The organism is Aquabacterium sp., assembly GCF_029946005.1.
GTDB lineage: Bacteria > Pseudomonadota > Gammaproteobacteria > Burkholderiales > Burkholderiaceae_C > Aquabacterium.
In genome coordinates this window covers 1-20,239 of record NZ_JAQSDR010000002.1, presented here as the reverse complement: position 1 = coordinate 20,239, position 20,239 = coordinate 1, and the positions used below count along the sequence as shown (strand labels likewise).

19 protein-coding genes are annotated in these 20,239 nt (G+C 64.7%); 10 read left to right on the top strand and 9 right to left on the bottom strand.

The features are described from left to right. Positions 1-68: 68 nt before the first annotated feature. From aroQ to lysS, 7 genes are all read right to left on the bottom strand, one after another. Complete coding sequence (aroQ, locus tag PSV38_RS00460) at positions 69-518, bottom strand: type II 3-dehydroquinate dehydratase (protein WP_300543578.1); 450 nt, start codon at positions 516-518, stop codon at positions 69-71. 121 nt (positions 519-639) lie between these two features. Further along, positions 640-1,209: a TlpA disulfide reductase family protein gene (locus tag PSV38_RS00455; protein ID WP_300543575.1), complete on the bottom strand. Its 570-nt coding sequence runs from the start codon at positions 1,207-1,209 to the stop codon at positions 640-642. Further along, on the bottom strand, positions 1,206-1,817 hold the full coding sequence (locus PSV38_RS00450) for a hypothetical protein (protein ID WP_300543573.1): 612 nt from the start codon (positions 1,815-1,817) through the stop codon (positions 1,206-1,208). The genes PSV38_RS00455 and PSV38_RS00450 overlap by 4 nt, the downstream gene beginning before the upstream one ends. After that, positions 1,817-4,006 (bottom strand): molybdopterin-dependent oxidoreductase, encoded by a 2,190-nt coding sequence (locus tag PSV38_RS00445; RefSeq protein ID WP_300543571.1) that lies wholly within the window; start codon positions 4,004-4,006, stop codon positions 1,817-1,819. Before PSV38_RS00445 ends, PSV38_RS00450 begins: the two co-directional genes overlap by 1 nt. A gap of 41 nt (positions 4,007-4,047) precedes the next feature. Next, positions 4,048-5,154, bottom strand: coding sequence for a PEP-CTERM sorting domain-containing protein (locus PSV38_RS00440; protein WP_300543569.1), 1,107 nt, complete (start codon positions 5,152-5,154; stop codon positions 4,048-4,050). Between the two features lie 284 nt (positions 5,155-5,438). After that, positions 5,439-5,663: a hypothetical protein gene (locus tag PSV38_RS00435; RefSeq protein WP_300543567.1), complete on the bottom strand. Its 225-nt coding sequence runs from the start codon at positions 5,661-5,663 to the stop codon at positions 5,439-5,441. A gap of 116 nt (positions 5,664-5,779) precedes the next feature. After that, positions 5,780-7,318, bottom strand: a complete 1,539-nt coding sequence (gene lysS, locus PSV38_RS00430) for a lysine--tRNA ligase (RefSeq protein WP_300543566.1) — start codon at positions 7,316-7,318, stop codon at positions 5,780-5,782. A gap of 73 nt (positions 7,319-7,391) precedes the next feature. Between lysS and PSV38_RS00425 the strand changes: the two genes are divergently transcribed. The 6 genes from PSV38_RS00425 (at position 7,392) to PSV38_RS00400 (ending at position 13,486) form a co-directional block, all read left to right on the top strand. After that, a complete protein-coding gene (locus PSV38_RS00425; protein WP_300543563.1) occupies positions 7,392-8,717 on the top strand; it encodes a teichoic acid transporter in 1,326 nt (441 codons plus the stop codon). Between the two features lie 109 nt (positions 8,718-8,826). After that, positions 8,827-9,459, top strand: a complete 633-nt coding sequence (locus PSV38_RS00420) for an acyltransferase (protein ID WP_300543561.1) — start codon at positions 8,827-8,829, stop codon at positions 9,457-9,459. Next, positions 9,456-10,589: a glycosyltransferase family 4 protein gene (locus tag PSV38_RS00415; protein ID WP_300543558.1), complete on the top strand. Its 1,134-nt coding sequence runs from the start codon at positions 9,456-9,458 to the stop codon at positions 10,587-10,589. The genes PSV38_RS00420 and PSV38_RS00415 overlap by 4 nt, the downstream gene beginning before the upstream one ends. 10 nt (positions 10,590-10,599) lie before the next feature. Next, a complete protein-coding gene (locus tag PSV38_RS00410; RefSeq protein WP_300544315.1) occupies positions 10,600-11,694 on the top strand; it encodes a glycosyltransferase family 2 protein in 1,095 nt (364 codons plus the stop codon). A 29-nt stretch (positions 11,695-11,723) separates the two neighbouring features. Beyond that, positions 11,724-12,893: a DegT/DnrJ/EryC1/StrS family aminotransferase gene (locus PSV38_RS00405; RefSeq protein WP_300543555.1), complete on the top strand. Its 1,170-nt coding sequence runs from the start codon at positions 11,724-11,726 to the stop codon at positions 12,891-12,893. After that, the gene (locus PSV38_RS00400; protein WP_300543553.1) at positions 12,890-13,486 is read left to right on the top strand and encodes a sugar transferase; all 597 of its coding nucleotides are present in this window, start codon (positions 12,890-12,892) and stop codon (positions 13,484-13,486) included. The genes PSV38_RS00405 and PSV38_RS00400 overlap by 4 nt, the downstream gene beginning before the upstream one ends. Positions 13,487-13,496: 10 nt before the next feature. Here the strand turns inward: PSV38_RS00400 and PSV38_RS00395 are convergent, their stop codons facing one another. Beyond that, positions 13,497-14,888, bottom strand: a complete 1,392-nt coding sequence (locus PSV38_RS00395; protein ID WP_300543551.1) for an L-serine ammonia-lyase — start codon at positions 14,886-14,888, stop codon at positions 13,497-13,499. Positions 14,889-15,075: 187 nt separating this feature from the next. Here PSV38_RS00395 and PSV38_RS00390 point away from each other — a divergent pair, with 187 nt between their 5' ends. Next, positions 15,076-16,614 carry a methyl-accepting chemotaxis protein gene (locus tag PSV38_RS00390; RefSeq protein ID WP_300543548.1) on the top strand — a complete coding sequence of 513 codons (1,539 nt, stop codon included), beginning with the start codon at positions 15,076-15,078 and terminating at the stop codon, positions 16,612-16,614. 79 nt (positions 16,615-16,693) lie between these two features. Beyond that, positions 16,694-16,936 carry a phosphatase PAP2 family protein gene (locus tag PSV38_RS00385; RefSeq protein ID WP_300543545.1) on the top strand — a complete coding sequence of 81 codons (243 nt, stop codon included), beginning with the start codon at positions 16,694-16,696 and terminating at the stop codon, positions 16,934-16,936. On the opposite strand, the gene PSV38_RS00380 is transcribed toward PSV38_RS00385, so the two are convergent. After that, the gene (locus tag PSV38_RS00380; RefSeq protein ID WP_300543543.1) at positions 16,903-17,772 is read right to left on the bottom strand and encodes an SDR family NAD(P)-dependent oxidoreductase; all 870 of its coding nucleotides are present in this window, start codon (positions 17,770-17,772) and stop codon (positions 16,903-16,905) included. The genes PSV38_RS00385 and PSV38_RS00380 overlap by 34 nt on opposite strands. A 229-nt stretch (positions 17,773-18,001) precedes the next feature. Here PSV38_RS00380 and groES point away from each other — a divergent pair, with 229 nt between their 5' ends. Beyond that, on the top strand, positions 18,002-18,292 hold the full coding sequence (gene groES, locus PSV38_RS00375; protein ID WP_300543541.1) for a co-chaperone GroES: 291 nt from the start codon (positions 18,002-18,004) through the stop codon (positions 18,290-18,292). Between the two features lie 57 nt (positions 18,293-18,349). Beyond that, positions 18,350-19,996 (top strand): chaperonin GroEL, encoded by a 1,647-nt coding sequence (gene groL, locus PSV38_RS00370; RefSeq protein WP_300543539.1) that lies wholly within the window; start codon positions 18,350-18,352, stop codon positions 19,994-19,996. The last annotated feature ends 243 nt before the right edge of the window (positions 19,997-20,239 follow it).

Here is a 20,239-nt window from a genome sequence, read left to right as displayed (position 1 = left end):
GATCTGCGATCTCCAGCAAGTCGGGCGAGCAAAAGCTCAGGGATATTCGGGGTGCGGGGGCTTGTCGCTCAGCCGCGAGGAGGGACGCCCAGGCTCTCCAGGGCCGCGTCAACGGCCAACTGGTAGCCCAGCACGCCCAGTCCAACGATGACGCCTTCGGCGATGTCGGAAAAATAGGAGTGGTGGCGAAAGGGTTCGCGCTGGTGCACATTGGACAAGTGCACTTCGATGAAGGGCAGACTCACGCCCGCCAGAGCGTCGCGCAAAGCCACGCTGGTGTGGGTGTAGGCGCCCGGGTTGATGATGATGAAGCGGGTGCCGTCCAGGCGGGCAGCGTGCACCCGGTCGATCAACGCACCTTCGTGGTTGCTTTGAAAGGCCGACAGCGACGCGCCGCGAGCGGCGGCGTGCTGGGTCAGGCCTGTGTTGATTTGCTCCAGGGTGGCGGTCCCGTAGACCTGCGGCTCACGTGTGCCCAGCAGGTTCAGATTGGGACCATGGAGAACAAGAATCTGCATGCGTCGTTGACTTAGGGGGTGAGCCTTCAGTCAAGAAAATGAAAGTAAACGTATTTTACGCGCAATTGGCGTCAAAACCCTGGATCCCCCTTGACTGGGGCGGGTTGAGTCTACCAAAGCATCAGGCGACGAAGGCTTTGGCCCAGGCGGCCAGCTCTTCAAAACTCGTGGCGCCCATCTTGCGCTGGCGGATCCCGCCGTGGGCGTCGATCAGCACGGAAAAAGGCAGTCCACCGACGCTGTTGCCCAGTTCCTGGGCCAGCTCCGTGCCGCCAAATCCGGCCAGGCCAATCTTGAAAGCCACGGGTTTTTTGGCCAGAAATCCTCGGACCGGGGTGGGACTGTCGACCGCCAGGCCCAGCACGTTCCAGCCCTGGCCACTGAACTCGCGGTGAAAGCGGTCAAGCTCGGGCATCTCCTTGACGCAGGGCGGGCACCAGGTCGCCCAGAAATTGATCAGCAGGGGGCGGCCTTTCAGGCTGGACAGGGCCAAGGCGGGGCCCTCCAGGGTGTCGAACTGCTTGCCCCAGAAATCGGCGGGCAATGGATCGCCTGCGGATGCCTGGCCGCCCTCCCCGGACGAAGCCGCCTGGTGCTTCAGGGCCCACCAGCCGCCACCGGCCGCCGCGGCGAGTCCCACGCAGGCCAGGAGAGCGCGGCGGGTGTTTGGTCGAGAAGAATCAGCGGTCATGATGGTTGGGCTGTGGTGGCAAGCAGGGCACGCAAGGCGTTCAGGTCGCCTCGCTCGGTCTTGCCCTTGGCGTCGCTTTTGAGGGCGCCGCGCAGGTCGTCGTAATCCAGGATGGTCAGGTGCAGGCCGATCGGCTCGCCCAGCTCGGGGCAGTCCACAGTCAGACTCAGGCAATCGACCAGGTCGCCCCGGGGGCCGGGCACGCTGCCGACATCGTAGTCCATGCCCTTGTTGAGCAAGGCGATCTCGGCGGATTTGGAGTCGTCGCAGTAGAGCTGCAGGTGAACGTCGTTCAGGCGCGTGGCGGTGCCGCGCCAGATGGCGCCGCTCAGGTGAGGCCGAAACTCCTGCAGGCGTTCCATCCACACGGCGGCCAGGCGGCGCAGTGCGGCCAGCTCGGCCGGTTGGGTGTCGGCGCAGAACACGGCCAGGTATTCAAAAACGGCCGCCTCCATCAGGTCGTTGTCGGGCAGGTCGCCCCGGTTGCTCAGGCCCAGTTGTTTGGCGGCGCGGCGCTTGGCGGCACCGTAGTCCAGGCCTTCTTCCACCACCAGACGGGCGGCGGTGGCGGCGATGGCATCGGCGGGGGTGGTGTGGTCCAGGTCCATCAAGCCGCCTTCACGTGCACGCGCAGGCTGTTGAGGGCCGCGTTGCCGCTGATCCGGTCGGTCAACTGGTCGTCGGTCAGGTCGTTCAGGCTGACACCGGGGTACTGTGAGGCCACACCCAGCTTGACGCCCTGGCGGCCATGGCCCCAGCCGTGCGGCAGGCTGACCACGCCGGGGCGGATGTCTGCGGTGATGAAGACCGGGGCGTCAACCTGGCCCACGCGCGAGGTGATCTGCACGGTCTGGCCTTCGCTCAAGCCGCGTTGGGCGGCATCGTGGGTGTGCATCCACAGCACGCAGCGGGCTTTGCCAGACACCAGCCGCTCGCTGTTGTGCATCCAGGAATTGTTGCTGCGCACATCGCGTCGGCCGATCAGGGTCAGGGAGTCTGCGTCGGGCGTGGCCTTGGGCAAGGTGGCCGCCAACAAGGGCAGTTCGTTCGCGATGGCGAGGGGCAGCAGGCCGATGGCGCGTCCCTTTTTGAGCAGGCTTTGCGCCAGGCCCGGCCGCAGGGGCCCCAGGTCGATGCCTTGTGGGGCGGCACGCAATTGCTTCATGCGCAGCGGGTAGGCGCCTTTGCGCAAGCCCAGCGCCAGAAGCTGGTCGGGCCGCAGGCGGCTCATGGCCGAGCGGGTCAGCATGCCCCTCAGGCGCTGCACCGTGCCACCACGCTCCAGCGCCCAGGCGTGCTGAGCGTAGCGCTTTGCCAGCCCCGCGTAGATCTCCCAATCGTGCAGGGCGCCATCGGGTTTGGGCAGGATGGCCGGGCTGTAACGCGCCACGTTGCGCACCGCGAAATGCATGAACACCAAGTCGTAGTGATCGTGCTCCACCAAGCAGGTTGGGGGCAGGATGACGTGGGCGTGGCGCGTGGTTTCGTTGATGTAGAAATCGACCGAGACCATGAAATCAAGTTGCGACAGGGCCTGGTCCAGTTGTCGGCCGTTGGGCGTGGACAGCACCGGGTTGCCGCAGGACGTGACCATGGCGCGGATCTGGCCGGGCCCGGGGGTGAGGATTTCTTCGGCCAACACGGACACGGGCAGCTCGCCACCGAACTCGGGCGCCTTGCGCACTCGGCTGCGCCAGGCGCCCACGTGGCCCGGGCCGATCAAGCCGGTCTTGACCAGGTCGATGGCCGGGTGGGTGACCAGGGCGCCACCTTCCTTGTCCAGGTTGCCGGTCAGGATGTTGATGACCTGGATGGCCCATTGGCAGACCACGCCGTTGACTTGGGTGGACACGCCCATGCGCCCATAGCAGACGCCCGATTCGGCTTGGGCCAACTCGCGCGCCAGACGGCGGGTGGCGTCGGCGTCGATGCCCGATGAGGCGGCCGTGGCCTCGGGGGTGAAGAAGGCCACGGCGTGTTTCAGGTCCTCCAGGCCTTTGAGCAAGCCTTGCAGGTGGCCGGGCTGGGCCAGCGATTCGTGGAGCAGCACATGAACCATGGCCAGCAGAAAGGCCGCGTCGCCGCTAGGTTTGATGGCCAGGTATTCGTCAGCGATGGCGGCGGTTTCGGTGCGGCGAGGGTCAACCACCACCAGCTTGCCGCCACGCGCCTGCAAGGCCTTCAGGCGCTTGCGCACATCGGGCACGGTCATGATGCTGCCGTTGGAGGCCAGCGGGTTGCCGCCCAGCATGAGCATGTACTGCGTGCGGTCGATGTCAGGAATGGGGAGCAGGAACTGGTGCCCATACAGCCAGTACGAGGTCAGGTGGTGGGGCAACTGGTCGACCGAGGTGGCCGAAAAGCGGTTGCGCGTTTTGAGTTGCCCCATGAACAAGGGGCCGTGCGTGATGTTGCCCCAGTTGTGCACGGTGGGGTTGCCCTGGTAGATGCCCACGGCGTTGGCGCCATGCTGCTGGCGCACCTGGACCAGCTCGCGCGCCACCAGGTCAAAGGCTTCATCCCACGAGATCTCGACCCACCGGGCATCGGGCCCCTGGCCCACGCGCTTGACCGGGCGGCGGAGGCGGTCGGGGTCTTCGTGAACGTCCTTCAACGCCACGGCCTTGGGGCAGATGTGGCCGCGAGAAAACGGGTCGGCGTCGTTGCCCTTGATGGACACGATCTGTTCACCCTGAACCTGGAAGGTTAGCCCGCAAATGGCCTCGCACAGGTTGCAGACCCCCTGGCGGGTTTCAGGGGTCGTGAGGGCAGACGTTGTCGTAAGGATTTGCATCATGCCGACCATTGGAAGTCAAGGTGGGCATGATGCTATCCCTTTTAGGCCTGGGCTTGGCGGGGGCGCTGTTGGCGCACGCCGATCCAGGCGATGGCGCCCAGGCCCAACAGCATCATGGCGCTGGTTTGTGCCTCGGGGATGGCGGTGGGCGTGAGCAGGAAGCTTCTGCCATAACCTGTGACCAGGATCTGACCCGAATTATTCACGGCGATGGCTTCGGCGAAGGTGCCATCGTAGTCTGCTGCTACGTTGGCCAGGCTGGCCAGGCTGACCATGTCCTGGCCTTGTCCCGGGATGACGAAGGCTGTGGTTTGGGTGCTGTCGTAGGCATCGATTTGAAGAGAGGTGCCGACGATCACACCCTGGTCGTTGATGCCCGTGCCCCGGCTGAAATTGCCGCCCAGGGTGCCCAGTAGGGTGGTGGCGCCATTGGCCAGGGTGAGGAAACCGCGTGCGTCGCCCTCGTCGGTGAACACTTGGCCCACGACGTCACCCTGGTTGTTGAGGGCCAGGCCCGTGCCGACAGTCGGCCCCACTTGGCTGATGCCTTGGCCATTGGAGCCGGTGAGGAAGGTGTAGCCGCTGTCGTTGGTAAAGGCGATGCCCAGCACCTGTCCGCTGCCGTTGATGGCGGTGACCAGGCTGCCGAGGCTGCCTGGCAGGTTCACGGCCTGCAGTCCCGTGCCGTTCGGTCCGGAAGTGATGGCCGTCTGATCGGCCCAGCCAGCGTACTGCCCGTTGGCGTTGATGGCCACCAAGCTGACGGAGCCAGCGCTACCGTAGCTGACATCACTCGCGCCCTGACCACCAGCACTGGTGACGAAGCCGTGCGCATCGCCCGTGCTGGTCGTGTACTGGCCCACCACCTGTCCCTGGTCATTGATGCCGTAGGCCCAGGTACTGCTGCTGCCTTGAGGCGCGCCGAGGGAGGTGAGGCCCGTGCCGTTGGCGCCTGTGTAGAAAGCTTCGATCGTTGAGTAGTCGTCGGTGTACCGGTATCCGGCGACTTGACCCAGAGAGTTCAAGGATGTGCCAGTGACATTGCCCAGGTCCAGAACCGAGTAGCGCTGCGCCGTGGCAGATGACACGAAACCCAGGCACAGGCTGGCTGCTGCGATCGCGGCGACGGTTTTTCGGGTGAATTTCATGGGGCTCCCTGCGGCATGTTGCCAATCGTTGAATGTGGATGATTATCGCTTGGGATGACTCTGCCTTTAACCGCTAATATCGAGGGTTTTCGTGCGTGTTGGCGCCCGCAAGGAGGGGGCCGGACTCTGACCTGCTTCAGTGCCTGGGTTGTTGCGCGACGGCTTGCGCGGCGTGCGTCAGGGCCTGGGCTTCATCCACTGTCTGTGCCAGCCAACACCATGGTGGTGAGGGGCGACCACACGGCCAGGCTGAGCGCGCCCACGGTGACCCAGGCCAGGTGCTGTCAAGTAGCGCTTGCATCCATGGGGTGGTTGGCGTGGGCGGCCATCTGGAAGACCAGCGACAGCACCATGGCGAAGGTTTGCGGGCCGCCGCGCTTGCCCCAGGCGGTCCACATCACGGAGGTGAAACTGACGGCCAGCACGCACAGGGTCAGGGCGAACAGGTTCGCATGTGTGATGGCCACCAGCGCCGCCACCAGCGCGCTGCCGATCACGGCGGGCAACAATCTTGGCGCGCTGGGTGGACGCGGTGTCGGCCACGCTGGTCGCTGCCGCGCAGGATTAGGCGGCGACGGCAGGCGCCAAGGGAAGGGCGCGGGCCAGGATCACGCCGCGCGGTGCGTCAGGCTTCCCGACGCAGTGCTGGGAACAGGATGATGTCGCGGATGTTGGCCGCGTCGGTCAGCAGCATGATCAGGCGGTCGATGCCGATGCCGCAACCGCCGGTGGGCGGCAGGCCGTGTTCCAGCGCGCGGATGTAGTCGGCGTCGAAGTACATCGCTTCTTCGTCACCGGCATCCTTGGCGCTGGCCTGCGCGGCAAAGCGGGCGGCCTGCTCTTCGGGGTCGTTCAACTCGCTGAAGCCGTTGCCGAACTCGCGGCCGGTGATGAACAGCTCGAAGCGTTCGGTGATGGATGGGTTGGTGTCCGAGGCGCGTGCCAGGGGCGAGACTTCAACGGGGTAGTCGATGATGAAGGTGGGCTGCCAGAGCTTTTCTTCGACGAAGGCTTCGAACATGGCGAACTGCAGTTCGGCCAGGCTGCGGTGGGCGGGGGCTTCTTCGCCGTGGGCTTTGAGCTTGGCGCGCAGCACCTGCTCGTCATCGGCTTCAGGCGCGGTCAAACCGGCGTGGGCCACCAGCGAGTCGCGCACACTCAGGCGGGCGAAGGGCGCTTCCAGGTTGACGGGGTGGCCGCCGTAGCTCAGCTGCGTGGTGCCCGCGGCGGCGCGCGCGGCGTGGCGCAGCACCTGCTCGGTGAAGTCCATCAAATCGCGGTGGTCCCAGTAGGCCGCGTAGAACTCCATCATCGTGAACTCGGGGTTGTGCCGCACGGACACACCTTCGTTGCGGAAGTTGCGGTTGATCTCAAACACGCGCTCAAAACCACCCACCACCAGGCGCTTGAGGTACAGCTCGGGCGCGATGCGCAGGAACATCTCTTGATCGAGTGCGTTGTGGTGCGTGGTGAAGGGCTTGGCGTTGGCACCGCCGGGGATGGGGTGCAACATGGGCGTCTCGACTTCCAGGAAATCCTGGTCGACCATGAACTGGCGGATGGCCGAGATGGCGTTGCTGCGGGCCTTGAAGCGAGCGCGCGACGATTCGTCCATGATCAGATCAACGTAGCGCTGGCGGTACTTCATTTCCTGGTCGGTCATGCCGTGGAACTTGTCCGGCAGGGGGCGCAGGGATTTGGTCAGCAGGCGGATGCTGCTCGCCTTGACCGACAGCTCGCCGGTCTTGGTCTTGAACAGCGTGCCTTCAATGCCCAGGATGTCGCCCAGGTCCCAGTGCTTGAAGGCGTTCAGGGCGTCGGCGCCCACCAGGTCCAGCGTGATGTAAGCCTGCAGGCGGCCGCTGCCGTCTTGCAAGGTACCGAAACAGGCCTTGCCCATCACGCGCTTGAGCATCAGGCGGCCGGCGATCTTGACGGTGATGGCCTGGGCTTCCAGCTCGGGGCCTTCGGTGGCGCCATGCGCGGCGTGCAAGGGTGCAGCGTGGTGCGTGGGCTTGTAATCGTTGGGGAAAGCGATGCCTTGTGCCCGGATGGCGGCGAGTTTCTCGCGGCGTTCGGCCACCAGCTTGTTGGTGTCCACGGGGGCCTCGGTGGCTTGAGCGTGGGCGACATCAGGGGTGGTGGGGGCGTTGGGCGTGGTCATAGGTCTGGGCTTGGGTGAATGGGCGATTGTATGAAACCCTGGCCGCTCAGTGGGCTGGGCGACAATGCCACCCATGTCGATTCAAGTTTTGAGGGCTTTGAAAAATGCCTGGGCCAGCGTGCCTCGGGCGGCGTTGGGCAACCTGGTGGCCAAGTTGCTGATCGTGGGCCTGGGGCTGGGCATCACGGTGCTGGTGGCTCGGCAGGGGCCACGGGTGCAGGGCGCGTTTGCGCTGTTCGTGGCGGTCGAATCGATCTTGCTGACCTTGTTTTCGGGGCTGGGCCTGTGGCTGGCCCGGCAGATGTCGCGCCAGCAGACCGGGCAGTCGGTGCGCGCACGGCCCATGTTGCGCAGCCTGCTGCGGGCAGCGCTGGGCTTGGGTTTGCTGGCCTCGGGCGTGCTGCTGGCCGTGTCGTGGTGGGCGGACAAGATGCCTTATGCCCAGTTGTGGCTGCTGGCCTTGGCCGCGCCGTTCTTGCTGCTGGTGCCCACGGCCACGGGCTTGTGGTTGGGCCAAGGCCGCATGTGGCCCTTGAATGCCGCGCAGGTGGCCGCGCCCGCCTCGGTGCTAAGTGGCCTGGCCGTGGCATGGTGGTTCAGCCAGGGCGCCGAGCGGCACACATCCACCGTACTGGTGGTGCTGATGGCCTGGGTCAGTGGCAAATCGCTGGTGGCCGTGTTGACGGCCATCTACGCCTTGAACGATGCGGACCGGCGCGATGAATCGATCACCACTGAAGCGCCTTCGGCGGTGTGGTGGGACGATTGGCGCTTCGTGGCCACCATCGGGGTCACCAATGTGATCAGCCTGTTGAACTACCGGGCTTCTTTGTTCCTGGTGGAGCGCTTTCATGGCCTGGGGGCGGTGGGCACGTATTCAGTGGCGGTGACCGTGGCCGAGTTGCTGTGGCTGCTGTCGCAATCGGTCACGGTGTCGGCGTATTCTCGCATCGGCAATCCGGATGTGCGCGTGGCCTCCAGCATGACCGTGCAGGCAGTGCGCATCAATGTGCTGGCCACGGTGCTGGCCGCCCCGATTTTGCTGGTGCTGGCCCACTGGGCCTTGCCGGAGGTGATGGGCCCGGCCTACGCGGATTCGGTGGGGCCTTTGGCGGCCTTGCTGCCGGGTGTGGCGGCCTACGCGGCGGCATCGAGCTTGTCGGCGTTTTACACCAACCACCTGGGGCGGCCCCATTTGTCGGGCGGGATCGCCGGTCTGTCGCTGGCGGTGAGTTTTGGCTTGGGGTGGTGCCTGGTGCCTGGTTTTGGTGCCCTGGGTGCCGGTATTTCATCCAGCATTGGCTACATTGTGGCGATCACCGTGGCCTATGCGGTGTTCTTGCGGCAAGCGGGGTTGCCGGTGAAAGCGCTGTGGACGCCAGCGCTGACACGGCTTTAAGCCGACTGGGCGGACTGGAGCCCCGCACTCAAGGGTCTCCTGCCAGACGAGAAGCGGCGACAATACCGGGCTATACCGCCCACCCGCACTCGCCCGCCGCCTTTTCTACATGATGCCTTTGTTCCAGCACCTCAAGCGCTTCACCGCGCGGTGGCTTTCGGCCTTCACCGGCCCGCGCATCGTCTACGGCTGGCGCAACGCCAATGGCGTGTATTGCCCCCATACCCGCATCAGCACCCATGCGGTCTTGGAAGAAGCCAAAGGCCTGGTGCTGGGCGACCATGTCTTCATCGGCCACTTCAACCGCATCGACGGCTCCAACGGCCTGGTGATCGAAGAAGGCTGCCAGGTCACCAACTACGTGTCCGTCCTCAGCCACTCCAGCCACAAATCGGTGCGGATCATGGGGCGGCGGTATGTGAACAACCCCAATCCGGCCGGTTATGTGCGCAGGCCCACGCGCATCGGGGCCTACAGCTTCATCGGCCCGCACAGCGTCATCGCGCCGGGCGCGCGCATCGGCAAGGGTGTGATCGTGCAGGCCTACTGCTTTGTGTCGGGCGAGGTGCCAGACTTTGCCATCGTGGGCGCAGGCGCGCCGGGGCGGCCCGCCGAGGTGATTGGCGACAGCCGCAAGCTGGACGGCGCGCTGCTGCAAAGGCACCCTGAGCTGCAGCCCATCTACGCCCAGTGGGCCGGGCAGGACAATCTGCGCCGCGCGCTGGGCGGTGACCGCCCATGAGCCCAACCCGGCAAACGCCATTGCGCATCCTTTTCTTCGCCGACGCGTCCAGTGTGCACACCCGCCGCTGGGTCGCGTCTGCGGTCGAGCGCGGCGCCGAGGCCGTGGTCATCACGCGCCAGCCTGGCGAGGTGCCCGGCGCGCGCCAGGTCATCGCCATCCGCCCCGGGGCCGACAAGGCCTCGTGGTTCAAGGCCTTGCCCGAAGTGCGCCGCGTGGTGCGCGAGCTGGGCAAGAGCTTCCAGCCCGACCTGGTTCATGGCCACTACGTCACGTCCTACGGCATGTGGGCGGCAGCGTGCGGCCTGAGCTGCCCCAAGGTGCTCACGGCCTGGGGATCGGACATCCTGGTCACGCCCAAGCGAAGCCGCCTGATGCGCTGGGTGGTGGGCTGGTCATTGCGCCGCGCCGACCTGATCACGGCCGATTCCATGGACATGGTCGAAGAGATTGCCCGCTACCACCCGGCCGCGCCCGTGCACCAGATCTTGTGGGGCGCCGACACCGACAAGTTCACGCCCGCCACGCCCGCGTCCGACTTCGAAGTGGTCAGCCTGCGATCGTGGGAGCGCAACTACAACATCGACCTGGTCATCGAGGCCTTTGCGCGCTTCTTGACCTTGCGCCCGCATTCGCACGCACTGCTGCATTTGCTGGGCGGTGGCCCGATGGAGGCTGGCTTGCAAGAGCGCGTGGCCGCCTTGCGCCTGTTGCAGCAAGTGCGTTTTCACGGCCGCGTGGGCGACCAGGCCATGGTGCAGGCCATCCAGCGCTGCCGCGTGTCGGTCTCGGTGCCCACCAGCGATGCCACCTCGGTGTCGGTGCTGGAGTCCATGGCCTGTGGCCTGCCCATCATCGCGACCGACCTGCCGGCCAACCGCCAATGGGTCACCGAGCGGGGCGGCTGGATCGTGCCGGTGCGCGACGTCGATGCCGTGGCGCAAGCCCTGCTGACGGCCTATGACCACCCCGAACGCCTGGCCCAGATGGGTGCCCACAACCGTGACCTGATTGAGCGCCAAGCCTCGCGGCGCGGCCAGATGGATGCGATGTGGCGCCTGTATGAAAAGCTGCTGGCGCCGGTGGCCAAAGGCGTCAAGCGCAACGCGGTCGCCGACAAGGTGTCTTGAGGCCATGACGATGCGCGTCGTCTCGGTGATCGTGCCGTGTCGCCATGAACGCGACCACATCGAAGCGTTCTGCCGCAGCGTGGCTGCACAGACCTTGCCCGAAGGCTGGGCCTTGGAAGTGCTGGTGGCCGATGGCCAAAGCGAAGACGGCACGCGCGAGCGCCTGGCCGCCTGGTGCCTGAGCGACCCGCGCTTCGTCATGCTGGACAACCCCGGCCGCATCGTGTCTTGTGGCTTGAACCGCTGCATCGAGCGTGCGCGCGGCGAGTTCATCGTGCGCCTGGATGTGCACACTGTCTACGCGCCCGACTACATCGCGCAATGCCTGGCCACCTGGCAGGCCACCGGCGCCGACAACGTGGGCGGTCCCTGGCGGGCCGAAGGTGCGGTCGGGGTCAAAGGCACCGAGCAGCGTGCGGTCGCGGCCGCGTTCCAGTCGCGCTGGGTGGCGGGCGGCGCCTTGTCGCGGGATCTGGCCTACGAAGGCGAGGTCGACACCGTCTACCTCGGCGCCTGGCCGCGCCAGACCTTCGAGCGCTTTGGCGGCTTTGACGAGACCCTGGTGCGCAACCAGGACGACGAGCACAACCTGCGCATCCGCCAGGGCGGCGGGCGCATCTGGCAATCGCCCCGCATCCGCTCGACCTACTTTCCGCGTGCCAGCACGGGCGATGTCTTCCGCCAGTACCGCCAATATGGCTACTGGAAGCCCTTCGTGATGAAGAAGCACGGCCAGGCTGCGGCGCTGCGTCACCTGATCCCAGGTCTGTTCGTGGCCAGCATGGGCGTGTTGTTGGTGTTGCTCCTGGCGCTGAGCCTGTGGGCCGGTTGGGGCATCGAGTTGGACACCCTGCCTTTGCAAGCCGTGGCCTGTGCCGCCTGGTGGGTGCTGGCGCTGTGTGCTGCGCAGGTCTTGCTTTACGCGGGCGCCGTTGCTGCCGTCTGCCTGCTGATCGCCCGCCAGCAGGGCATGGACCTGTTGCCTCATTTGCCACGCGTGATCGCCGCCTATCATTTTGGCTACGGCCTGGGCTCCATCCGGGGCTGGTTCGACGCGCTGGTGCGCGGCCGACCCGACCCTGCCTTTGGCCGCCTCACCCGCTGAATGAATGAACTGTTTGAATTGGACACCCCATGAGCCAAGCTGACTTCCTGCCTTTTGCCCTGCCCGAGATCGGTGAAGAAGAGATCGCCGAAGTGGTCGACACCCTGCGTTCCGGCTGGGTCACCACCGGCCCCAAGGCCCGCCGTTTCGAGCAAGACTTCGTCCAGTTCCTGGGCGATGACTCCTTGCAGGCCATCGCGGTGAACTCGGCCACGGCCGGCCTGCACCTGGCGCTGGAAGCCCTGGGCATCGGCCCTGGCGACGAAGTCATCACCACCACGCACACCTTCACCGCTACCGCCGAAGTGGTGCGCTACATGGGCGCCGACGTGGTCCTGGTCGACATCGACCCGGCCACGCTCAACATCGACCCCAAGGCGATTGAAGCGGCCATCACGCCCAAGACCAGGGCCATCATGCCGGTGCACTACGCGGGTTTGTCGGTGGACATGGACGCGGTGATGGCGATCGCGCGCAAGCACGGCCTGAAGGTGGTCGAAGACGCCGCGCACGCGCTGCCCACCACCTTCAAGCAGCAGACCATCGGCACCTTGCAAAGCGACGTGACCGTGTTCAGCTTCTACGCCAACAAAACCATCACCACGGGTGAAGGCGGCATGCTGGTCACACGTGATGAGGCCATTGCCGCCCGCTGCAAGGTCATGCGCCTGCATGGCATCAGCCGCGATGCCTTTGACCGCTTCACAGCCAAGGTGCCCAGCTGGTACTACGAGATCGTGGCGCCGGGCTTCAAGTACAACCTGACCGACATCGCCGCCGCAATGGGCCTGCACCAGTTGAAGCGCGTGCGGGGCTTTCAGGTGCGCCGCGAGCAGATCGCCCAGCGCTACGACGAGGCCTTCGCCGACCTGCCGATCATCGCGCCCCCACGCCCCGTGAACGAGGGCGACCTGCACGCCTGGCACCTGTACGTTGTGCGCTTGTCGGACGAGGCGAAGATCAACCGCGATCAGCTGATCGAATCGCTGTTCGCCGATGGCATCGGTGTGAGCGTGCACTACATCCCGCTGCACCTGCACCCCTACTGGCGCGAGCGCTACAAGCTCCAGCCCGAGCAGTTCCCGCACAGCCAGCGCGCCTATGAGCGCATGGTCAGCCTGCCGCTGTACACCAAGATGACGGATGCCGATGTCGAGCGCGTGATCACGTCGGTGCGCAAGGCCTTTGGGGCATTGTGAGCAAGCGGCTGTTCGACTGGGTGCTGGCCTCGCTGGGCCTGCTCGTGCTGAGCCCGGCCTTGCTGTTGGTGGCGCTGGCCATCAAGCTGGATTCGCCCGGACCGGTGTTTTTCCGCCAAGAGCGCGTGGGGCGCTTTGGCCAGCCGTTTCGCATCCACAAGTTCCGCACCATGCGGCACGCTCCACAGAGCGTGGGCCCGCAGATCACCGTGGGCACTGATCGCCGCATCACGCGCATCGGCCATGCCTTGCGCGGCAGCAAATTCGATGAATTGCCCCAACTGATCGATGTGTGGCTGGGTCGCATGAGCCTGGTCGGGCCGCGCCCGGAAGTGCCACGCTACGTGGCCCACTACCCCGCCACGGTGCGCGACAAGGTGCTGTCCGTGCGCCCCGGCATCACCGACCTCGCCTCTATCGAGTACCGCGATGAAAGCAGGGTGCTGGCTCGGTCGCCAGACCCCGAGCAGGCCTACATTCACGAGATCCTGCCGCACAAGCTGGCTCTGGCCGTGCGCTATGTGGACCAGGCCTCGGTGTGGACGGACATTCGTTTGATCGCTCGCACGCTTGCCGCCATCGTCAAAGGCTGATCCAGCCGGGTCAGCATTCGACGATGTTGACCGCCAGACCGCCCCGCGCGGTCTCCTTGTATTTGCTCATCATGTCGGCGCCCGTGTCGCGCATGGTCTTGATGACCTTGTCCAGGCTGACCCGGTGCGAGCCGTTGCCGTGGAGTGCCAATCGTGCTGCGTTAATGGCCTTGACGGAAGCGATGGCATTGCGCTCAATGCAGGGGATCTGAACCAGGCCGCCCACGGGGTCGCAGGTCAGGCCCAAGTGGTGTTCCATGCCGATCTCGGCGGCGTTCTCGACCTGTTCGGGGGTGCCGCCCATCACAGCGCACAGGCCCGCAGCCGCCATCGAGCAAGCCACGCCCACTTCACCCTGACAGCCCACTTCGGCGCCCGAGATGGAGGCGTTTTCCTTGTAGAGCATGCCAATGGCCGCTGCCGTGAGTAGGAAGTCCTTCACGCCCTCGTCGCTGGCCGCTGGCACGAAGCGCCGGTAGTAGTGCAGCACGGCGGGCACGATGCCCGCGGCGCCGTTGGTGGGCGCGGTCACCACCCGTCCGCCCGCCGCGTTCTCTTCGTTCACGGCCAGGGCGTACAGGTTGACCCAGTCCATCACCGCCAGGGGGTCGGTCACGGGCGCTTGGGCTTGCGCTGACAAGGTGGCGAACAAGGCCGGCGCGCGGCGCGCCACCTTGAAGCCTCCGGGCAGGATCCCCGGGGTGATGCAGCCCCGCTCCACGCAGCCCTGCATCACCGACCACAGGCGCAGGAGCCCTGCGCTGGTTTCGGCATCACTGCGCCAATGCCGTTCATTGCGTCGCATCAGTTCGGCCATGCTGCAGCCCAACTCCTGGGTCAAGCGCAGCAGGTCGGCACCGCTGTGAAAGGGGTGGGGCAACACGCTGCTGTCGGGCGCGATGCGTTTGTGCTGGCTGCCATCGGACGCGACCTCTTCGCTGACCACGAAGCCGCCACCCACCGAGTAATACTCGCGCGCGCACAGCAACTGTCCTTCGGCATCGAAGGCGGAAAAGCGCAAGCCATTGGGGTGAAAAGGCAGGCTCTGGCGTTTGTTGAACACCAGATCTTGCTTGGCATCGAACATCACCGAGTGGTGCCCCAACACGGGCAAAGCCTGGGTTTGTTGAACCTCGGCCAGCCAGCCAGGGATGGCGTCCACGTCCACCGTGTCGGGTTCATGCCCCAACAGCCCTAAGAGCACGGCTTTGTCCGAGCCATGCCCCTTGCCCGTGGCGCCCAGCGAGCCAAACAACTCGGCCGTCAACCTGGCCGTGCCTGGCAGCAGGCCGTCCGCAGCCAACCGCGAGGCGAACAAGCGGGCCGCGCGCATTGGCCCCACCGTGTGCGAGCTGGAAGGGCCGATGCCCACCTTGAAGAGGTCGAAGACGGAGAGGGCCATGCTTTCAGCATAGTCCTTTTAGTGGATTTATGCACCAAATTAAGGCGTCCAACCGCCCGGTCGCGCAAGGTTGCCGCATATTGGTGCAAACGCGCATTTTTATCTGGTTATTTCCGATTAATCCAGTCGCCGCAGTGACCCACAGTGGCACGCATCATTCATCCACAAACCGAAAGCGGCTCAGGCCATGAACCGACTCAACATCAAGGCGCGCCTGTCTCTGCTGGTGCTGGTGCTGCTGGCCTTCCTGGCCTTGTCTGGGGCACTGACGCTGCGCTGGGTTGCTCGGGGCAATGATTCGCTGGCCACGGTGTACCAGGACCGCGTGGTCCCGTTGCAGCAGCTCAAGGTCATGGCCGATGCCTACGCCGTGAGCATGGTGGACGTGGCCCACAAGGTGCGCGATGGTTCGCTGAATGGCGATGAGGGTGCCAGGCAGTTGACGGCAGCTTTCGGCGACATCGACAAGCAGTGGGCGGCCTACACCGCCACCTACCTCGTGCAGGCCGAGAAAGACCTGGTGGCCAAGGCCTTGCCGCTGATGAAGCAGGCTGATGCCGGTGGGCACCAACTCCTCAAACTCATCCAGGCCAAGGACCAGGACGGTTTGAAGGCCTTCACCGCCAAAGGCATGTACGAAGCCATCGACCCCATCGGTGGCGTGCTGGACCAGTTGATCGGGGTGCAGCTTGACGTGGCCAAGGGCGAGTACGAGGCCAGCCAGACCGCTTACCAGCACACCATCTGGACCATCATCACCTTGACCTCGCTGGCCTTGCTGGCGGGCACGGGCCTGGCCTGGTACATCATCCGGTCCATCGTGGGGCCCATCAGCCAGGCCGTGATCGTGGCGCAGACCGTGGCCTCCGGCGACCTAACCTCGCGCATCGAAGTGCGCTCCACCGATGAAACCGGCCAGTTGCTGAGCGCGCTCAAACTCATGAACGACGGCTTGAGCCGCCTGGTCAGCGAGGTGAGCGACAGCAGCGAGTCGATCGCCACCGGCACGTCGCAGATCGCCACCGGCAACGCTGACCTGTCTCAGCGCACGGAAGAGCAAGCCTCCAACCTGCAACAGACCGCCGCCTCGATGGAGCAGCTCACCGCCACCGTTCAGCACAACTCGGAGACCGCGCAGCAGGCCACGCAACTGGCCTCCAGCGCCTGTGCCACGGCCGAACGCGGCGGCGTGGTGGTGGGGCAGGTGGTGGCCACCATGGACACCATCACCCAGGCCAGCAAGAAGATTGCCGACATCATCGGCGTGATCGACGGCATCGCCTTTCAAACCAACATCTTGGCCCTGAACGCCGCGGTCGAAGCTGCCCGTGCTGGCGAGCAAGGCCGTGGCTTTGCCGTGGTGGCCGCCGAGGTGCGCACCCTGGCGCAACGCAGCGCCCAGGCTGCCAAAGAGATCAAGAGCTTGATCAACGACAGCGTGGACAAGGTGGACACCGGCGCGCGCCTGGTGTCCGAGGCGGGCGACACCATGGGCGAGATCGTTCAGCAGGTCAAGCGCGTGACCGACCTGATCGCCGAGATCTCGCACGCCACGCGCGAACAATCGACCGGCATCAGCCAGGTTGGCCATGCCGTCACGCAGTTGGACCAGGTCACGCAGCAGAACGCGGCACTGGTGGAGGAGTCGGCCGCTGCGGCCGAAAGCCTCAAGCACCAGGCGGTGAACCTGGCGCAGATCGTGTCGGTGTTCAAAGTGTCGGCCTGAGCGGCCCGAGCCGACAGTTGATGCCTTGTGCGTGGGGTGTCCACGCAGGGGCACCTGAACACCACCTTCAGCTTCCCCAGTGGACACGCGTTTTCCATTGGTGGTGTTGACCCATGTGCCCCGGCCCTTGTGGCGCGGGGTGTTGGGGGCATGGGCCCTGCTCATCATCGGGCTGGTGTCGTGGAGCCGCGTGTACCTGGAGGTGCATTTCTTCACCGACGTCCTGGCCGGGGTGCTGGAAGCCCTGGTGTGGATGGCCTGGTGCGTGCTGGCGCTGTCGGTGCGCGATCAGCGTTGGCCGGCCGAACGCTTGGCAGGGTAGGGCCACCAATAGCCATTGGCCTTGCACCCGGCCAAAGTGGCTGTGCTGGCCAGTTTGCGGGACACGCGCTTGGCGTTGTACAAGGCCTTGGCCGTGGGGCCCACAAAGACGATGTCTTCGCCACGCAGCACGGCCCGCACAATGCGCTCGCCCACGACCGAGGGGTGCGCACCGGTCTTCTTGTAGTGCGCTTCGATCTTGTCCATCTGGGCATCAGGCACCACGTCGGCGATGGCGCGGCGGTTGCGCACGATGGGCGTGTCGATCACGCCAGGGCACACGATGGTGATGCCGACGGATGTTTTCGCCAGCTCCATCGCCAGTGCATCGCTCAAGCCCATGACCGCGTGTTTGGAGGCGCAGTAGGCGCTGAGGTTGGGCGCCGACCCAATGCCCATGGCCGAGGCCACGTTCACCACTTGGCGCGCATCGCCCGCTTCCAGCATGGCGGGCAGAAACGCCTGGCACAGGTGCACCACGCCCATCACGTTAACGTCCAGCACTTTTCGCCAGGCGTCCGTCGGTGTGTTGAGCAGGGGCCCCAGGAAGCCGATGCCCGCGTTGTTCACCAGGATGTGGGGGGCGCCCACGCTGGCGATCACGGCGTCGGCCACGCGCCGCACGGCAAATTCGTCGGCGACATCCAGGCCATGGCTCAGGCAGCGCACGCCCAGGGCCTCAATTTCGCGCTGGATGGGCGCCAGCCCGGCTTCGTTGATGTCGGTGAGGATCAGGTTGCTGCGCTGGCGTGCGAAGGCCCGGGCCGTTTCCAGGCCGATGCCCGAGGCGGCGCCGGTCACCAGCACCCATTTGCCCATCAATTGCGAAACGGCCATGTCAGTCTTCCAAGGTTTTGTGGATGCGCGAGGGTAGACCAAGAACTTCAATGAACTCAGCGCGCTGCCCCTTGAAACCTGGCCAAGCATCCCTATAATAGGTTTAGCACTCGTTAGGCTTGAGTGCTAACAACCTGCAAGGTTGCCCATTCGAGCTGCTGTAATGTGAGCATTCACTCACGTTGCAACCCAATGTCAAAAACCGTTGTCTGATCAGACAGGAGATACGATGAAACTTCGTCCTTTGCACGATCGCGTGATCGTCAAGCGCTTGGAACAAGAAACCAAGACCAATTCCGGCATCATCATTCCTGACAACGCCGCTGAAAAGCCCGACCAAGGCGAAGTCCTGGCCGTGGGCCCAGGCAAGCGCAACGACAAGGGCGACTTCGTCACCCTGAACGTCAAGGTCGGTGACCGCGTTCTGTTCGGCAAGTACAGCGGCCAGACCGTCAAGGTCGATGGCGAAGAACTGCTGGTCATGAAGGAAGACGACCTGTTCGCAGTCGTCGAGAAGTAAGCCTTCTCTCTTCAAGCACCATCCCCATCAATTTCAAGCATTTCCGGAGAATTCCAAATGGCAGCTAAAGACGTCGTTTTCGGCGGTGAAGCACGTGCTCGCATGGTCGAAGGCGTGAACATCCTGGCCAATGCGGTCAAAGTGACCCTGGGCCCCAAGGGCCGCAACGTGGTGCTCGAGCGCTCGTATGGCGCCCCCACCGTGACCAAGGACGGTGTGTCCGTGGCCAAGGAAATCGAGCTGAAAGACAAGCTCCAGAACATGGGCGCCCAGCTCGTCAAGGAAGTCGCTTCCAAGACTTCCGACAACGCTGGTGACGGCACCACCACCGCCACCGTGCTGGCGCAAGCCATCGTGCGCGAAGGCATGAAGTACGTGGCCGCCGGCATGAACCCGATGGACCTGAAGCGTGGCATCGACAAGGCAGTGACTGCCCTGGTCGCCGAGCTGAAGAAGCAATCGCGTCCCACCACCACGTCCAAAGAGATCGCCCAAGTCGGCACGATCTCCGCCAACTCTGACAACGACGTCGGCGAGATCATCGCCAGCGCGATGGACAAGGTCGGCAAGGAAGGCGTCATCACCGTTGAAGACGGCAAGAGCCTGGCCAACGAACTGGACGTCGTCGAAGGCATGCAGTTCGACCGCGGCTACCTGTCGCCTTACTTCATCAACAGCCCTGAGAAGCAATCCGCCCTGTTGGACAACCCTTTCGTGCTGCTGTACGACAAGAAAATCTCCAACATCCGTGACCTGCTGCCCACGCTGGAGCAAGTTGCCAAGGCTGGACGTCCTCTGCTGATCGTCGCTGAAGAAGTTGACGGCGAAGCACTGGCCACGCTGGTGGTCAACACCATCCGCGGCATCCTGAAGGTTGTCGCTGTCAAGGCGCCTGGCTTCGGCGATCGCCGCAAGGCCATGCTGGAAGACATCGCCATCCTGACGGGCGGCAAGGTCATCGCTGAAGAAGTCGGCATGTCCCTGGACAAGGTCACTTTGGCCGATCTGGGTCAAGCCAAGCGCATCGAAGTGGGCAAGGAAAACACGATCATCATCGACGGCGCTGGCGCCGCTGGTGACATCGAAGCCCGCGTCAAGCAAGTGCGCATCCAGATCGAAGAAGCGACCAGCGACTACGACCGTGAAAAGCTGCAAGAACGCGTGGCCAAGCTGGCTGGCGGTGTTGCCGTGATCAAGGTTGGCGCTGCCACCGAAGTCGAGATGAAGGAAAAGAAGGCCCGCGTTGAAGACGCCCTGCACGCCACGCGCGCTGCGGTGGAAGAAGGCATCGTGGCCGGTGGTGGCGTGGCTCTGCTGCGTGCCAAGCAAGCTGCTGGCGAGATCAAGGGCGACAACCCCGATCAAGACGCCGGCATCAAGCTGATCCTGCGTGCCATCGAAGAACCCCTGCGCATCATCGTCAGCAACGCTGGCGACGAAGCCAGCGTGGTCGTGAACGCGGTGTTGGGTGGCCAAGGCAACTACGGCTACAACGCCGCCAATGGCACCTACGGCGACATGATCGAAATGGGCATCCTGGATCCCACGAAGGTCACGCGCACCGCGCTGCAAAATGCGGCCTCCGTGGCTTCGTTGCTGCTGACGACCGAATGCATGGTGGCTGATTCCCCCAAGGATGAATCGCCTGCTGGCGGTGGCCACGACATGGGTGGCATGGGCGGCATGGGTGGCATGGGCATGTAAATGCCGACCTGAGCTTTTCAAGCTCTTGTCATCAAAAGGGCCGCAGCGATGCGGCCCTTTTTTCATGGCTGGAAAAATGACGTTGTTTATTCGAGCACCGTTAACCGTTTGCGACAATTCCCACCGAAACAGGCGGTTCGTCGAATCGTGTGCGCCTGCGACACTCCCGCGATCAGCGATGTTGCTGTGTAAGCGGTAACTCGCCGACGTCCTTGCCAGACGGTTTACCGCCGTGTTTTTGGC

What these genes read in the sequence shown, in the direction of transcription:
- aroQ (WP_300543578.1), bottom strand. Translation starts at nt 518, where the DNA reads ATGCAGATTCTTGTTCTCCATGGTCCCAATCTGAACCTGCTGGGCACA.
- PSV38_RS00455 (WP_300543575.1), bottom strand. Translation starts at nt 1,209, where the DNA reads ATGACCGCTGATTCTTCTCGACCAAACACCCGCCGCGCTCTCCTGGCC.
- PSV38_RS00450 (WP_300543573.1), bottom strand. Translation starts at nt 1,817, where the DNA reads ATGGACCTGGACCACACCACCCCCGCCGATGCCATCGCCGCCACCGCC.
- PSV38_RS00445 (WP_300543571.1), bottom strand. Translation starts at nt 4,006, where the DNA reads ATGATGCAAATCCTTACGACAACGTCTGCCCTCACGACCCCTGAAACC.
- PSV38_RS00440 (WP_300543569.1), bottom strand. Translation starts at nt 5,154, where the DNA reads ATGAAATTCACCCGAAAAACCGTCGCCGCGATCGCAGCAGCCAGCCTG.
- lysS (WP_300543566.1), bottom strand. Translation starts at nt 7,318, where the DNA reads ATGACCACGCCCAACGCCCCCACCACCCCTGATGTCGCCCACGCTCAA.
- PSV38_RS00425 (WP_300543563.1), top strand. Translation starts at nt 7,392, where the DNA reads ATGTCGATTCAAGTTTTGAGGGCTTTGAAAAATGCCTGGGCCAGCGTG.
- PSV38_RS00420 (WP_300543561.1), top strand. Translation starts at nt 8,827, where the DNA reads ATGATGCCTTTGTTCCAGCACCTCAAGCGCTTCACCGCGCGGTGGCTT.
- PSV38_RS00415 (WP_300543558.1), top strand. Translation starts at nt 9,456, where the DNA reads ATGAGCCCAACCCGGCAAACGCCATTGCGCATCCTTTTCTTCGCCGAC.
- PSV38_RS00410 (WP_300544315.1), top strand. Translation starts at nt 10,600, where the DNA reads ATGCGCGTCGTCTCGGTGATCGTGCCGTGTCGCCATGAACGCGACCAC.
- PSV38_RS00405 (WP_300543555.1), top strand. Translation starts at nt 11,724, where the DNA reads ATGAGCCAAGCTGACTTCCTGCCTTTTGCCCTGCCCGAGATCGGTGAA.
- PSV38_RS00395 (WP_300543551.1), bottom strand. Translation starts at nt 14,888, where the DNA reads ATGGCCCTCTCCGTCTTCGACCTCTTCAAGGTGGGCATCGGCCCTTCC.
- PSV38_RS00390 (WP_300543548.1), top strand. Translation starts at nt 15,076, where the DNA reads ATGAACCGACTCAACATCAAGGCGCGCCTGTCTCTGCTGGTGCTGGTG.
- PSV38_RS00380 (WP_300543543.1), bottom strand. Translation starts at nt 17,772, where the DNA reads ATGGCCGTTTCGCAATTGATGGGCAAATGGGTGCTGGTGACCGGCGCC.
- groES (WP_300543541.1), top strand. Translation starts at nt 18,002, where the DNA reads ATGAAACTTCGTCCTTTGCACGATCGCGTGATCGTCAAGCGCTTGGAA.
- groL (WP_300543539.1), top strand. Translation starts at nt 18,350, where the DNA reads ATGGCAGCTAAAGACGTCGTTTTCGGCGGTGAAGCACGTGCTCGCATG.